General features: G+C 69.2%; 15 protein-coding genes. 14 read left to right on the top strand and 1 reads right to left on the bottom strand.

All coding sequences use genetic code 11. From position 1 onward, the window contains the following. Positions 1–132: 132 nt before the first annotated feature. The 3 genes from cobT to Q0U08_RS10885 are packed head-to-tail and all read left to right on the top strand — an operon-like array spanning position 133 to position 2,441. On the top strand, positions 133–1,146 hold the full coding sequence (gene cobT, locus Q0U08_RS10895; RefSeq protein WP_298091470.1) for a nicotinate-nucleotide--dimethylbenzimidazole phosphoribosyltransferase: 1,014 nt from the start codon (positions 133–135) through the stop codon (positions 1,144–1,146). A gap of 3 nt (positions 1,147–1,149) precedes the next feature. Continuing rightward, positions 1,150–1,923, top strand: a complete 774-nt coding sequence (locus Q0U08_RS10890; protein WP_298091469.1) for an adenosylcobinamide-GDP ribazoletransferase — start codon at positions 1,150–1,152, stop codon at positions 1,921–1,923. Positions 1,924–1,928: 5 nt separating this feature from the next. Next, complete coding sequence (locus Q0U08_RS10885) at positions 1,929–2,441, top strand: histidine phosphatase family protein (RefSeq protein WP_298091472.1); 513 nt, start codon at positions 1,929–1,931, stop codon at positions 2,439–2,441. An 8-nt stretch (positions 2,442–2,449) separates the two neighbouring features. Here the strand turns inward: Q0U08_RS10885 and Q0U08_RS10880 are convergent, their stop codons facing one another. Further along, positions 2,450–3,136, bottom strand: coding sequence for a DUF4197 domain-containing protein (locus Q0U08_RS10880; protein ID WP_298091468.1), 687 nt, complete (start codon positions 3,134–3,136; stop codon positions 2,450–2,452). A gap of 314 nt (positions 3,137–3,450) precedes the next feature. Between Q0U08_RS10880 and Q0U08_RS10875 the strand changes: the two genes are divergently transcribed. From Q0U08_RS10875 to Q0U08_RS10825, 11 genes are all read left to right on the top strand, one after another. Further along, the gene (locus Q0U08_RS10875) at positions 3,451–4,233 is read left to right on the top strand and encodes a helix-turn-helix domain-containing protein (RefSeq protein WP_298091467.1); all 783 of its coding nucleotides are present in this window, start codon (positions 3,451–3,453) and stop codon (positions 4,231–4,233) included. Between the two features lie 179 nt (positions 4,234–4,412). Beyond that, positions 4,413–5,453 (top strand): ATP-grasp domain-containing protein, encoded by a 1,041-nt coding sequence (locus Q0U08_RS10870; RefSeq protein WP_298091466.1) that lies wholly within the window; start codon positions 4,413–4,415, stop codon positions 5,451–5,453. A 76-nt stretch (positions 5,454–5,529) separates the two neighbouring features. Further along, positions 5,530–6,117, top strand: a complete 588-nt coding sequence (locus tag Q0U08_RS10865; RefSeq protein ID WP_298091465.1) for a TerD family protein — start codon at positions 5,530–5,532, stop codon at positions 6,115–6,117. Positions 6,118–6,131: 14 nt separating this feature from the next. Beyond that, complete coding sequence (locus Q0U08_RS10860; protein WP_298091464.1) at positions 6,132–7,226, top strand: TerD family protein; 1,095 nt, start codon at positions 6,132–6,134, stop codon at positions 7,224–7,226. Between the two features lie 46 nt (positions 7,227–7,272). Next, a complete protein-coding gene (locus Q0U08_RS10855) occupies positions 7,273–8,358 on the top strand; it encodes a DUF475 domain-containing protein (protein ID WP_298091471.1) in 1,086 nt (361 codons plus the stop codon). Positions 8,359–8,421: 63 nt separating this feature from the next. Beyond that, positions 8,422–8,997, top strand: a complete 576-nt coding sequence (locus tag Q0U08_RS10850; protein ID WP_298091463.1) for a TerD family protein — start codon at positions 8,422–8,424, stop codon at positions 8,995–8,997. A 3-nt stretch (positions 8,998–9,000) separates the two neighbouring features. Then, positions 9,001–10,104: a phosphoribosyltransferase domain-containing protein gene (locus tag Q0U08_RS10845; protein WP_298091462.1), complete on the top strand. Its 1,104-nt coding sequence runs from the start codon at positions 9,001–9,003 to the stop codon at positions 10,102–10,104. Continuing rightward, positions 10,104–10,844: a hypothetical protein gene (locus tag Q0U08_RS10840; RefSeq protein WP_298091461.1), complete on the top strand. Its 741-nt coding sequence runs from the start codon at positions 10,104–10,106 to the stop codon at positions 10,842–10,844. Before Q0U08_RS10845 ends, Q0U08_RS10840 begins: the two co-directional genes overlap by 1 nt. Further along, complete coding sequence (locus tag Q0U08_RS10835) at positions 10,841–11,929, top strand: cysteine protease StiP domain-containing protein (RefSeq protein WP_298091460.1); 1,089 nt, start codon at positions 10,841–10,843, stop codon at positions 11,927–11,929. Before Q0U08_RS10840 ends, Q0U08_RS10835 begins: the two co-directional genes overlap by 4 nt. Further along, complete coding sequence (locus Q0U08_RS10830; RefSeq protein ID WP_298091459.1) at positions 11,926–12,819, top strand: HpcH/HpaI aldolase/citrate lyase family protein; 894 nt, start codon at positions 11,926–11,928, stop codon at positions 12,817–12,819. The genes Q0U08_RS10835 and Q0U08_RS10830 overlap by 4 nt, the downstream gene beginning before the upstream one ends. Positions 12,820–12,836: 17 nt before the next feature. Further along, positions 12,837–13,634, top strand: coding sequence for an AIM24 family protein (locus tag Q0U08_RS10825; RefSeq protein WP_298091458.1), 798 nt, complete (start codon positions 12,837–12,839; stop codon positions 13,632–13,634). The last annotated feature ends 535 nt before the right edge of the window (positions 13,635–14,169 follow it).

Below are 14,169 nucleotides of genomic sequence, written 5' to 3'. Positions count from 1 at the left end.
GGGGCTGATCGGGGCGGTGTCGGACGGATGGGACCGGGGCGAGGCGATCGATGCGGCGCTGGATGCGATCGCCGGGGAGTTGGAGGGCGTGGTGGCGGTGGAGCGGATACTGGCGCTGGCGGGAGAGGCGGCGTGATCGGCGAGGGGGACGTTCGCGCGCATCTGGACGCGCTGGCCAAGCCGCGCGGCGCCATGGGGCGGCTGGAGGATGTCGCGGTGCGGCTGGCGCTGAGCCAGGGGCGGATCGATCCGGAGACCCGGCCGCGGCAACTGGTGCTGTTTGCCGGCGATCATGGGTGCGTGAGCGATGGCGTGTCGGCGTGGCCCAGTGCGGTGACGGGAATGATGGTGGCGACGATCCTGGCTGGGCGCGCGACGAGCAATGCGCTGGCGGCGGCGCAGGACTGTGCGCTCAGGCTGGTGGATGTGGGGGTGGCGGGGCCGCGGGTTACCGAGGCGCCGGCCTTCTTTCGCGACGCGCGGATCGGCCACGGCACGGCGAGCCTGGCGCGGGAGCCGGCGATGTCGGGGGCGGCGTTTGCGGCGGCCTGGGCGGTCGGCGCCGACGAGGCGCGGGCCGCAGTCGTGGGCGGCGCGAGGGTGCTGATCGCGGGCGAGATGGGGATCGGGAACACGACGCCCGCGGCGTGCCTGACCGCGCTGCTGGCGGGGATCGAGACGGATGCGGCGGTGGGGCGCGGCGCCGGGGCGGACGATGCGGTGATGGCGGCCAAGCGGGCGGTGGTCGCCGATGCGGTGGCGCGGGCGCGCGGCGAGGCCGATGTCCGCGAGGCGATCGCGGGCGTGTGCGGATATGAAATCGCGGCGATGGCCGGCTTCTATGCCGAGGGGGCGCGGGCCGGGGTGACCCTGCTGGTCGATGGCTATGTCGCGACGGCGGCGGCGCTGGTCGCCGAGCGATTGGCACCGGGTACCGCGCGCGCGATGATCGCCGGGCATCGGTCGGCCGAGCCGGGGCACGGCGCGGCGCTGGCGGCGCTGGGGCTGGTGCCGATGCTGGAATGGGACATGCGGCTGGGCGAGGGAAGCGGGGCGCTGGTCGCGCTGCCGCTGCTGGACAGCGCGGCGGCGCTGCTGCGCGACGTGGCGCGGCTGGATGCGATCGGCGCGGCCCGTGAAGATTAGGCCGTGAGTATTAGAGCGCCGTTCTGGGCACCGCCGCTGATGGCGGTGCAGTTCCTGACGCGGGTGCCCGTGCCCTGGCTGGCGCGGCTGGACAGCGCGCGCGCCAATGACGCGTTCGTGCGGTCGACCGGATGGTTGCCGCTGGTCGGCAGCGGGATCGGCTGCGTCACCGCCATCCTGTTCACGGTGGGGCAGATGTGGTGGCCGCCGCTGCTCGCGCTGCTGGTCGCGCTGGCGGTGGAGGCGTGGCTGACGGGTGCGTTCCATGAGGATGCGGTCGCCGATTTCTGCGACGCGTTCGGCGGCGTGCGCGATGCCGAGACCACGCGGCGGATCATGAAGGACAGCCGGATCGGCAGTTATGGCACGCTGGGACTGGGACTGGCCTTGGCGCTGCGGGTGGCGGCGACGCTGGCGGTGCCGGGGGCGGTCGAGATCTATGCGATCGTCGCGGCGGCGGGGATCGCGCGGTGGTGCGCGGTGCTGTTGATGGCGATGGCGCCGCCGGCGGCAACGGGCGGGGGTGTTGCGAAGGACATCGGGCGGTTGCCGCGCCGCTCCTTCTGGCTGGCGGCGGTGACGGTGCTGCCGGCGTTCACACTGCTGGCGGCAACGGGGCGCTGGACCGCGTCTATCGTGCTGGTCGTGATTGCCGCTATGCTCGTTTGGATCGCGCGTGGCGTGCGGCGGCGGATCGGCGGGAGTACCGGCGACTGCCTGGGTTTTGCAGCCTATGCGGGTCAGGTGGTCGTGCTGCTGGTGGTAGCGGGCGCGTGAAGGTGATGCTGCTGCGCCATCCGCCCGTGGCGAAGGCCTGGGCGGGGCGCTGCTACGGCGTGTCGGACATGGGGTGGAGCCGCGAAGGGCTGGCGATGGCGCGGTCGCTGGCGGCGACGATGCGGGCGGATGTGGTGGTGCATTCGGGTCTGCGCCGGACGCGGCGGCTGGCCGAGATGCTGCGCGGGGCGGCGATCGAGGATGTGCGCTGGCGCGAGCGGGACTTCGGCACATGGGAGGGGCGGCGCTGGGATGCGATCTGGCGCGAAAGCGGCGATGCCATGGACGGGCTGATGACCGGCCCGGACAGCTTTCGGCCGGGCGGGGGCGAGACGGGCGCGATGCTGGCCGCGCGGGTGATGGCGGCGTGGGAGGCACTGCCGCCGGCGGACACCGTGCTGGTGATCGCGCATGGCGGGCCGATCGCGAGCCTGCGCTGCCTGCTGGCGGGGGCACCGCTGACCGAGGCGGTGCGGTTCATTCCCGCCTGCGGCGAGATGGTGGACCTGCCCCGGTAAGCGGCGGATCAGCGCCCGCCAAGCACCGCGATCAGCACGGGGTCGCGCGTGGCCAGCGGATCGGCGCGGATCGCCGCCTCCTCGCGACCGATCGCGCGGAAGATGGCGCTGCCGGCCTGCTCGGCGACATCCCGGGCGAGCGCGGTGTAGTCGACGCCCGTGCGCGCGGCGATGACCGCGCCCAGTATCTCGGCGCCGTCCGAACGCAGCGCGCCGCCGATTTCCGGGAACATGGCATCGACCACCGCACCGCGCGCCTGGCGTTCGAGCAATGTGGTCGCGGCGGTCGGCCCGCCGCGCAGCACCGATACGGCATCGGCAACGGTCATGCCGCGGATCGCATCGAGCACGACCGGCGTCGCCCGGTCGGCGGCATCGACCGCCACGTCGTTCAACGCAAAGGCGATGCGGTCGCGTACCGCGCGCGTGCGCAGGATCGCGGTCAGCACGTCCCCGTCACGGCCGCCCCCCACCTGCTGCGGCACGGTGATGCGGGTCAGTTGATCGTCGTAGAAGCCGCCGGGTTGCAGCAGCCGCGCAAAGGCGCGCTGGCTGGACAGGGTAAGCAGCCGGTGGATCCCGTCGCCCAGGCTGTAGGAGCCGAGCGGCGTGGTGCAGGCACCGATCGCGACCAGCGGCAGCAGCGCGGCGGCGTGAAGCAGGTGGCGACGGGCAAGGGGAGGCGACTGGGCCATGGAACATCCCGATTTGGGTGGATTCGAGGGGTCGATATGGCCTAGCCTGTGCCGGGCGGGGGATTGCGGCAGGGTGAACGGCCATCCGTTATGGCGGATTTCTGCGATATTGCTGTCCAGCGGTGTCAGAAACTATATAAATCATTGACGCTTCAGCATTCCATTGCCTAGCTAATCTTGATCTGGGTTACTGTAAGCCGGTTTGGAACCATGCACACGGCCGAACCGACATGTCGCGAAGCTACGGACCGATAAGCAAAAGATCGAGCCTGACAGCAGGAACGGGGGAACGGCGTTTGGAAGCGGAAGCGGAAATGGAAGACGGCATTTCGGAGCGGGACGGCAAGCGACTCTATCGCGCGCCCGCACTGGAAAAGGGCCTGGACATCCTGGAACTGTTGGCGGGCGAGGAGCAGCCGCTGACGGTCAGCGCCATCGTGCAGCGACTGGGGCGATCGACGGGCGAGCTGTTCCGCATGATCCAGGTGCTGGAACATCGCGGGTTCGTGGAGCAGGGGCCGACCGGCTATGTGATGACGCCGCGCCTGTTCCATCTGGGGCTGAAGCGGCCGCCGATGCGCAACATGCTGGAACAGGCTTTGCCGGTCATGCGGCAACTGACCATCGATATCGGCCAGTCCTGCCATCTGGGTATTCAGACCGGTAGCGACATGGCCGTGATCGCACGCATGGAATCGACCGCGGCCGTGGGCTTTGCGGTGCGGGTGGGATATCGGCGGCCGTTGCACCTGACCTCCACCGGTGCGGTTCTCTACGCGTTCCAGTCCCCGTCGATCCGCGGTGACTGGGAGCGGTTGTTCAAGCCGGCACCTTCGGCCGAGGAGCTGAACGACTTCCGGGCGCGCGCGGACGAGATCCGCGTGACCGGGCTGGGGCGACAGGCCAATCCCTGCATCAACGGCATGCTGGATCTGTCGGCGCCCATCCTGCGCGGCAAGCAGGCGATTGCCGTGCTGACCGTGCCGTTCCTGCGGCTTACCGACTCGGCGGTATCGGAAGATGTCGCATGCGCCGCGATCCGGGCGGCAGCCGCCGAAATTTCCAGCAACCTGGCGTTCAACGACACCCACGCCTGAGGGGCTTTTTTGGAAACGTACTGAAGGCACGTTTCGCGGCGCCGCCCGGAAACGCGCTCTTTCGCGCGTTTCCAAACGAACGCCGAGAGCCCCTTCAGGCGTTCGGGCGCGATCGAAATGCGGGGTGTGCCTGACGGGGACGCTATCGCCGGCGTGCAAAGTCTGGAACAGCGCCGCCGATGAAGACGATCTGGTTCGATCGCGGGCACTCGGTCCGCAATGCGCTGGCGCTGATCAGGGCGGGTGCGGACGGGCGGGTGCGCCTGATCGCATCGCACCCTTATGGCGATGCCGCGGCGCTGGCCGCGGCCGATCTGGCGTTGATCGAGCCGCTGGACGCGCACGGTTACCGGGACTGGTGCCTGGACATGTGTCGGGTGCACGAGGTGGACCTGTTCGTCCCCGGCATGCGGCGCGACCTGATCGCCGGCGATGCAGCCGCCTTTGCCGCGGCGGGCACGCGGGTGGCGCTGCCCGCGGCGGCCGACGTGCTGGATCTGCTGGATGACAAATGGGCGTTCATGGATGTCGCCGCGGCGGCCGGGTTGCCGGTGCCGCAGGCGTGGCTGGCACGCGGTGGCAATGACGTGCGCGGCGCCGTGGCGGCGCTGCGCGAGCAGGGGCTGGACGCTTGCGTGAAGCCGCGACGCGGCGTTTTCGGGGCAGGCTTCTGGCGGCTGGTGGACGAACGGCCGCTGATCGCGACGCTGATGGATGTCGATGCGCGGATGATCGCGGTCGAGGCCTTTGCGCAGGCGCTGGACGGGGAGGGCGCGCCGGACCTGCTGGTGCTGGAGTTCCTGCCCGGCCACGAAACGAGCGTCGACGTGCTGGCGCAGGAGGGCCGCATCGTCACGGCGGTCGCCCGGCGCAAGGAGCGCGTGGGGCAGTGGGTGGAGAGCGAGGGCGAGGCGATCGACCTGGCGGCGGCGACGGTGAAGCTGTTCGGCCTGTCCGGCCTGATCAACGTGCAGATGATCGAGGATGCGGGCGGGCAACCACGACTGATCGAGGTGAACACGCGGATGAGCGGCGGATGCCTGAACACGGTTTTTGCCGGCGTGAACCTGCCCTGGTGGCATGTCGCGCTGGAGCTGGGGCTGGCCAGTGCGGAGATGGTGCCGCAGCCGCGCGGGCGCGCGCTGGTGGCGGCGGTGCCCGACGCCATCCGGCTGGATGCGCCCGCGCCGCCCTTTTCCACGATGATCCGCGACGAATAGCGGTTGCCGGCGCCGGCGGCGGCGGTCTAGCGTGTCGTTCGACTTTTCCGATTTTCGCCTTGGGAGGGGCAGTGCGATGGTAAATCTTCAAAAAGGCCAGACGGTTCGGCTGGAAAAGCGCGGCGGCGGCACGCTGACCCGCGTGACCATGGGGCTGGGCTGGGACGTGAAAAAGGCCAAGGGCCTGTTCGGCGCGCTGCTGGGCGGCGGTGGCGGCGGGGACATCGATCTGGATGCGTCCTGCCTGCTGTTCGATGCCGGCGGGCAGATGGTGGACCAGGTGTGGTTTCGGCAACTGACCAGCCGCGACGGCAGCATCGTCCATTCGGGCGACAATCTGACCGGCGCGGGGGCCGGCGACGACGAGACGATCAACGTCGACCTGACGCGCCTGCCCGCCACGGTCCGGGCGCTGGTGTTCACGGTGAACAGCTTTCGCGGCGACACGTTCGACCGGATCGACAATGCCTATTGCCGGCTGGTCGATGCGACCAACGGTAGCGAGCTGGCGCGCTTCGATCTGTCGGGATCGGGCACGCATACGGGCCAGGTGATGGCGCAGGTGGTGCGCGTCGGCAGCGACTGGGAGATGAAGGCGCTGGGCGAGAAGACCACGGGCCGCACCTTTCACGACATGATGGGTTCGATCACGGCCGCATTGTAAGGGCGGCTCCGGCGATGATCGAACTGAGCCAGGGTGGGAACGCGGCGGTAGCGGGCGATGTGGTGCGCGTCGCCCTGATCCTGCCGGCGGAGGCCGACGTCTCCGCCTATCTGCTGCGCAGCGACGGGCGGGTGCGCGGCGATGCCGACATGCTGTTCTACAATCAGCCGGCCGATCCGGCGGGGGCGGTGCGGCTGGACGTGGCAACGCGGACCTTTGCCGTGACGCCGTCGCGGCTGGACCCGGCGATCGAGCGGATCGTGTTCTGCGTGACGGTGGACCGGGGAACGGTGGCGGCGCTGGACGGTGCCTCCATCACCGCGGGCGAGGTCGTCTATCATCCGCGCCTGGGTGGTGCGACCGAGGCGGCGATGATGCTGGGCGAGCTGTACCGGCGCGCCGGACAGTGGAAATTTCGCGCGGTGGGCCAGGGCTTCGACGGCGGGCTGGCGCCGCTCGCCCGCTCGTTCGGGATCGAGGTGGCGGAGCCGGTTGCGGCACCGCCGCCCCCTCCACCTCCGCCGGTGCGGCTGAGCAAGGTGACGCTGGACAAGCCGCGCCAGACGGTCAGCCTGGCCAAGCCGACCGGCGAGATCGTCATCAACCTGAACTGGTCACGCGGCAAGGGCGGCTGGGGGCGCAGCGGTGCGGTCGACCTGGACCTGGGTTGCCTGTTCGAGCTGGACGATGGCTGGAAGGGCGTGATCCAGGCGCTGGGGGGCACGTTCGGCGACTTCGACGCCGAGCCGTGGATCGCGCTGTCCGCCGACGATCGCTCCGGCGACAGCACAAGCGGCGAGACGATGCGGGTGAACGGCCGGCGCTGGGACCGAATCCGCCGCATCCTCGTTTTCGCGCTGATCTATGAAGGCGTGCCGAACTGGCAGGCGACGGACGGCGTGGTGACGGTGAAGGTGCCCGGCGAGCAGGATATCGAGGTGCGGATGACCGAGGGTCGCAACGACCGCCGGTTGTGCGCGGTTGCAATGTTGGAAAATGTCGGCGACCGGTTCCAGGCGATGCGGCTGGTGGATTACCATCAGGGGCAACGCAAGCTGGACGAGGCCTATCGCTGGGGCTTGCGCTGGACGGCGGGGTCAAAGGACTGACATAAGCGCCCCATACACTAGACGGCGCATCCGGGGGATTTTCGTGCTGCTGAAATATTACAAGGGTTCGTTCATCTTCACGGGCATCTGCCTGGCCATCGCGGCCTGGCTGGGGATGCAGAGCACCGGCACGGTGGGCGGCACGCTGGGCGTGCTGTGGATCGTGGCGGTGCTGGGCGTGCTGGAGGTGTCGCTGTCGTTCGACAATGCCGTCGTCAACGCGACGGTGCTGCGCGACATGGACGAGAAGTGGCGCCGCCGCTTCCTGACCTGGGGCATCCTGATCGCGGTGTTCGGCATGCGCATCGTCTTCCCGCTGGCGATCGTCGCGATTGCGGCCCATCTGGGGCCGATCGAGGCGCTGAAGCTGGCGGCGGGCGATCCGGTCCGGTACGAGCAGATCATCACGTCGGCCCATGTCGGCATTTCCGGTTTTGGCGGCGCGTTCCTGGCGATGGTCGGCCTGAACTTCTTTTTCGACGACGAGAAGGAGGAGCACTGGATCGGCGTGATCGAGCGGCCGCTGGCCAAGCTGACCGACATTTCCGGGCTGGCCGTCGGCATCGTACTGCTGGCGATGTACGCGATCTCGCGCTTCATTCCGGTCGAGGAGGCGATGACCTACATCACCTCGGGCATCTTCGGCTTGCTCACCTATATCGCGGTGCATGCGCTGGGCGTGCTGCTGGAAGGCGACGGCGATGCGGCGACGGGGGCGGCGGCGCGGTCGGGTCTGGCGTCGTTCCTGTATCTGGAGGTGCTGGACGCCAGCTTCTCGTTCGACGGGGTGATCGGTGCGTTCGCATTGTCGAACAACCTGTTCATCATCGCGCTGGGCCTGGGCATCGGCGCGATGTTCGTGCGTTCGATGACGATCATGCTGGTCGATAAGGGCACGCTGACCCAGTATCGCTATCTGGAGCACGGCGCCTTCTACGCGATCATCGCGCTGGCCGCGATCATGCTGCTGTCGGTCGAGTTCGAGATCCCGGAGACGATCACCGGCCTGATCGGTGCCGCGCTGATCGGTCTGGCGTTCTGGGCGTCGGTGCGCAGCAACCGGCGCAACCCGGAACAGCCGATCGAGGCGGCCGATCCGGTCAAGCCGTCGGGCGTCGCGCTGAAGGACTGAGCGCGCAGGCCCTTAACGTCAATATCGGCCGATGATCGGCCGGCAAGCAATGGAGACGATTACATGGCGGTATCCCTGTCCAAAGGCGGCAATGTCAGCCTGTCGAAAGAAGCGCCGGGCCTGAAGGCGGTACGCGTCGGCCTGGGCTGGGACACGCGCGTGACCGATGGCAGCGGGTTCGATCTGGATGCATCGGTGTTCCTGCTGAACGAGGCGGGACAGGTGCGGTCGGACGCGGACTTCGTGTTCTACAACAACAAGCTGGGCGCGAACGGCGCGGTCGAGCATCAGGGCGACAACCTGACGGGTGAAGGCTCGGGCGACGACGAGACGGTGAAGGTCAATCTCGACACGCTGCCCGCCGACATCGCCAAGATCAGCTTTGCGGTGACGATCCACGAAGCCGAGGCACGCCGCCAGAATTTCGGCATGGTGTCGAACGCCTTCATCCGCGTGCTGAACGCCGACGGCGGCACCGAGATCGCGCGGTACGACCTGTCGGAAGACGCATCGACCGAGACGGCGATGATCTTCGGCGATCTGTATCGTCATGGTGGCGAGTGGAAGTTCAAGGCGATCGGTCAGGGCTTTGCCGGCGGGCTGGGGCCGCTGGCCCGCTCGTTCGGCGTCAACGTCTAGGCGATGATGGCATCCGGGGGGCAGGTGTCGGCAGCGGAGGTTTCGCTGCCGACCGGTATGTTGCGCGTGTGCGTGGAGGGGGGCGATCCCGACTGGCCGCTGGACCGGCTGTGCGGGTTCGCGGCGCGGCGCAATCCCAAGCGGGGCTTCCTGGTGGTGTCCAAGGTGCTGGGGCGGCACTGGCCGGCCCGGCCGCGCGAGATGCGCGCCGCGGTGCGGGCGCTGGCGGCACGGTTGCCGGGCGATCTGGCGGGGCCGGTGGTGGTGATGGGGCTGGCGGAGACGGCAGTGTGCCTGGGCCAGACGCTGCATGAGGAGATGGCGCGGACGGATGCGCTGTACCTCCATTCGACGCGGCAGCGGATCGACCATCCGCTGCTCGCGCGGTTCGAGGAGCCGCACAGCCATGCCTCCGCGCATCTGGTGTATGAACCGGTGGTGCCGGGGTTCGAGGCGCCGAGGACGCTGGTGCTGGTCGATGACGAGGTATCGACGGGGACGACGCTGACCAATCTGGCGCGCGAGCTGGTGGCGCGCTGGCCGAGCGTGGAGCGGATCGTGGTGGCGACGCTGACCGACTGGTCGGGTGGTGGGTGGCTGGCGGCGATGCCGCGGCCGGCGACGATCGCGAGCCTGTTGCAAGGGCGGCTGGACTGGACGCCGGCCGGTGTGGCGGACGACCTGGCGGGGTTCGAAGCGGCGGCAGGGACGCTGGGCGTGCTGGACGATCCCGTCAATCACGGGCGGCTGGGGCGTAGTGACAGCGATGCGGCGGAGCCGGACATGCAGCCGGCGGTGCAGGGTCCGTTGCGGATCGTGGGGACGGGTGAGTTCACCTATGCGCCGTTCCGGCTGGCGGAGCGGCTGGAGGAGGCGGGGCGGGACGTGGTGGTGCAGGCGACGAGCCGCAGTCCGGCGCGGATCGGCGGAGCGCTGGCTTGCGCGCTGAGTTTCGACGATAATTATGGAACGGGTGTGCCGAACTTTTTGTACAATGCGGATGCCGCCGATGGGCGGACGACATGGATCTGCCACGAGACGCCGGGCGTCGATCCGGCGCTGGTCGCGGCGCTGAACGCGCAGACGCTGCGCTGGAGCGGTCGCTGATGCGGGCGATCGCGCTGGTCGATCTGGACGACACGCTGTTCCAGACGCGGGCGAAATGCCCGGGCGACCTGGCCGACGACGCGCTGACGCCGATCGGTTTCGCGGTCGACGGCTCGCCGCTGAGCTATGCCACGCCGCGGCAGATGCGCTTCATCGAGTGGCTGGCCGAGACGACGCATCTGGTGCCGGTGACGGGGCGCAGCCTGGATGCGCTGCGCCGGGTGAAGGTGCCCTTCGCCGCCGGCGTGTGCGCGCATGGCGGCGTGGTGCTGGGCGAGGATGGCGAGCCGGATGCAGGCTGGGCGGCGAAGATCGCACAGGCGGCGGCGGACCATGCCGAGGCACTGGATGGCTATACCGCGGCGATTGCGCGCGAGGCCGACAGGCAGGGCGTGGCGCTGAGGGTGCGGGTGCTGGCTGAGGCGGGCGTGCCACTCTACACGCTGGCCAAGCATCCCGAGGCGGATCATGACGCCTTGTTCAAGGTGGTGGATGCCGCGATTCCGGACGTGCCGGCGGGATGGACGCTGCACCGCAACGGCAACAATGTCGCGATGATGCCGCCCTATCTCGGCAAGGCCAATGCGGTGGCGCATCTGTTGCCGGGGCTTCGCGAGCGGTTTCCCGAGGCGAGCGTGATCGGGGTGGGCGACAGCCTGACCGATGCGCCGTTCATGGCGATGTGCGACTTTGCGATGCTGCCAACCCGCTCGCAACTGGCCGACCGGCTGTTCGCATGAGCGGCTTTTCGGGCAGCTACGACCCGGCGGACGTAACCTTCCTGTTGAAGCCGGTGACGCTGGCGGCGACCGACGTCGCGGCCAAGGAGCGGGCGATCCAGTCCGGAGCGCGGCATTATTCGGAGATGATCGCACCCGAGACGGTGCCCGACGCGGCCTATCTAGCGCTGTACCATGCGGCCCTGCAACGCAATGGCCTGAGGCTGGCGAGCGATATCGCCGCGCTGGCGGCGCATCTGGCGGCGCGCGCGGACGGGCGCGAGGTGGTGATCGCCAGCCTGGCGCGCGCGGGGACGCCGATCGGCGTGCTGTTGCTGCGCACGCTGCGCGCGCACGGCGTGGAGGCGGCACATTATTCGATCAGCATCATCCGCGACCGGGGGATCGACCGCGCGGCGCTGGCGCATATCGCCCGGCGGCACGATCCGGCGGATGTGGTGTTCGTCGATGGCTGGACGGGCAAGGGCGCGATCGCGCGTGAGTTGCGGCGCAGTCTGGCGGATCGGCCGTTCGGTTTCGCGCCGACGCTGGCGGTGGTGGCGGACCCGGCCGGCGTGGCGGATATCGCGGCGACATCGGACGATTATCTGATCGCGTCGGGGCTGCTGAACGGCATCGTGTCGGGGCTGGTCAGCCGGTCAATTCTGTCGGATGCGGTGGTGGGGCCGGGCGATTTCCATGCCTGCGTGACGTACCCGGAATATACGGCAGCGGATCAGTCGCGGGCCTTCGTCGACGCGCTGGCGCCGATGGCGGCACTGGCGCAGCCGCGGCCGATCGGGGGACATGATGCGGCGCGCGCGACCTTGCGCGCGGCAAGCGGCGCACTGGTGGCGCAGATGCTGGACGCGATCGGCAGCGAGGATGCGAACCGGGTGAAGCCGGGGATCGCGGAGGCGACACGCGCGCTGCTCCGCCGGATGCCCGAGCGGCTGTTCGTGCGCGATCCCGGCGACGCCGACGTGGCGCATCTGATCCACCTGGCGGAACAGGGCGGGGTGCCGGTGGAACGGCTGGCCGCCGATTGCCGGTACCGTGCGGTGACGATCATCCGCTCGCTGGGCCGGGACCGGGTGGCGGCATGAACGTGTCCGCGATCGAACTGGGTGCGACCCTGTACATGCCGTGTACGCGGCGTGACCTGGCGGCGGCGCTGGCGCGGGCGGCGGCGTCCGGCCTGCGATCGGCGGTGTTGTGCGTCGAGGATTCGGTCCATGCGCGCGACGTGCCCGCGGCGCTGGAGAATCTGGCGGCGGTGCTGCCGTTGCTGGCCGGCATTCCGCTGGCGGTGTTCGTGCGCCCGCGCAATGCAGGAATGCTGGAGCATATCCTGCAACTGGACGGTATCGGCCATGCGGCGGGCTTCGTGATCCCCAAGGCGCATGCCGACAGCCTGCCCGCCTATCTGGCGCTGCCGCTGCATGACGGCCACCGGCTGATGCCGACGCTGGAGACGCGCGAGGTGTGCGACGGGCACGAGATGCGGCGCCTGCGCGATCAGTTGCTGGGGCAACAGGATCGTGTCCTGGCGCTGCGCATCGGCGGCAACGACCTGTTGCAGATGCTGGGCGCGCGGCGATCGCCGACGCGCACCGTCTATGAGGGGCCGCTGGGTCCGCTGATCGGGACGCTGGTGGCGACCTTTGCCCCATGGGGGTTCGAGCTGACCGCGCCGGTGATGGAGAATTTCGCCAACCCCGCGCTGCTTGCCGCCGAGGTGGAGCGCGATCTGGATCATGGGCTGTGCGCCAAGACGGCGATCCATCCCAGCCAGGTGCGGGTGATCCATGCCGCGCTGGCAGTGCCGATGGCGCAACTGGCGGAGGCGCAGGCGATTCTTGGCGAAGACAGCCCGGCCGTGTTCAATAGCGCGGGTGTGATGTGCGAGCCCGCGACGCATGCGCGCTGGGCGCGCCGGGTGATGGCGCGCGCCGAGGCGTTCGGAACGACGGGTGCCGAACTGAAGATCGCGTAAGGTGGAGGAGGACGCAAATGGCCGATTTCAGGACGAAGATCGACGAACAGCCGGGCAATGGCATGCGGCTGGAACTCTATCAGTTCAAGCGCAAGAGCTATGCCATGGCGCGCGCGGTGCAGGCGACGGCGCCGGCTGGTGCCGCCGGGCAGGCCACGGCGGCGCCGGTTTATGTCTATCCGGCGCATGAGGCGACCGCGCGGCAGGTGCGCATCGTGCTGGAGGGCGGCGGGGCGCTGCTGGAGCCGGGGGCGCTGCAATATGCGCACGGCGCCATTCATACCGAGGTGCAGCGCAACGAGAGCGGCGGCTTTCTGGCGCGTGCGGTGAAATCGGCGGGATCGGGCGAGTCGGCCTATGCGACGCGGTTTTCGGGTCGTGGCGAGGTGTGGACAGAGCCGACCACGAAGCATTTCATCCTGGCAGCGATGGACGGGCCGCAGGACTCGCTGATCCTGGACGATGGCGCCTTTTACGCGTGCGATGCGAACATCCAGGTGTCGACGCACGTCCACCGCTCGGTCGCGGGGCTGTTTTCGGGCAACGGGCTGATGCAGCCCAAGCTGACCGGGCAGGGTGCATTCGTGGTCGAAGCGCCGGTGCCGGTGGACGAGATCGAGGTGGTCGAACTGGATGGCTCCGGCGAGCTGATCGTCGATGGCGACCTGATGCTGATGTATTCGGCGACCTTGCAGGTGGAGTTGCGACCGCTGGTGCAGGGGCTGCGCAATGCGATGCGCAGCGGCGAGGGGCTGGTGTTCGTGTTCCGCGGGCGCGGCACGGTGTGGCTGACCCCTACGGCCAAGCTGGGGTGAAGGGCAGGGGGCCCGATCCGCTTTATCCGGGCGGCGGGCCTGCCTGTCACCCGAAGGACCGGGGCCGGCATGAGGCAGGCGCAAGGCGCGCTGCGCCGGGCCCCGCTGTTTATCAGGAATAAATCCAAGCGGACGGACGGGTTGGCAGATTACGCCGGCCATGGCGCGCCTTGAACCGGTCAGATGCTGCATCGCAGCGAAACGGCCGATCCGGCCTTGCTGTGTCATCCGGGCATCGTCACGAAATCGTCACGTCCTCGTAACCGTTCTGACCCCGAAACCACATCTTCCCGTCATGCGGCCCGCCTAACCGCCGCGGGGAGATCGGCAGGGGGGACGCTCTGGTCGATCGCACCATCCAAGATCGACCAGGAGCTTCACATGGCCCGCTTCCACCGCCTCGGCACTCTTCTACTGGCGACGACCGCGAGCCTGGCACTTGCCGGCTGCAACGGCGCGGACGGCGTCGCCTCTCCGGGCGAGGGCGTCATCGTCGTGCCGGGTACCCCGACACCGACGCCCACCACCCCCACGC

It is taken from the genome of uncultured Sphingomonas sp., from assembly GCF_946477935.1.
Lineage (GTDB): Bacteria > Pseudomonadota > Alphaproteobacteria > Sphingomonadales > Sphingomonadaceae > Sphingomonas.
The sequence above is the reverse complement of the archived record's forward strand: the minus strand, read 5'-3'. Positions and strand labels throughout refer to the sequence as shown.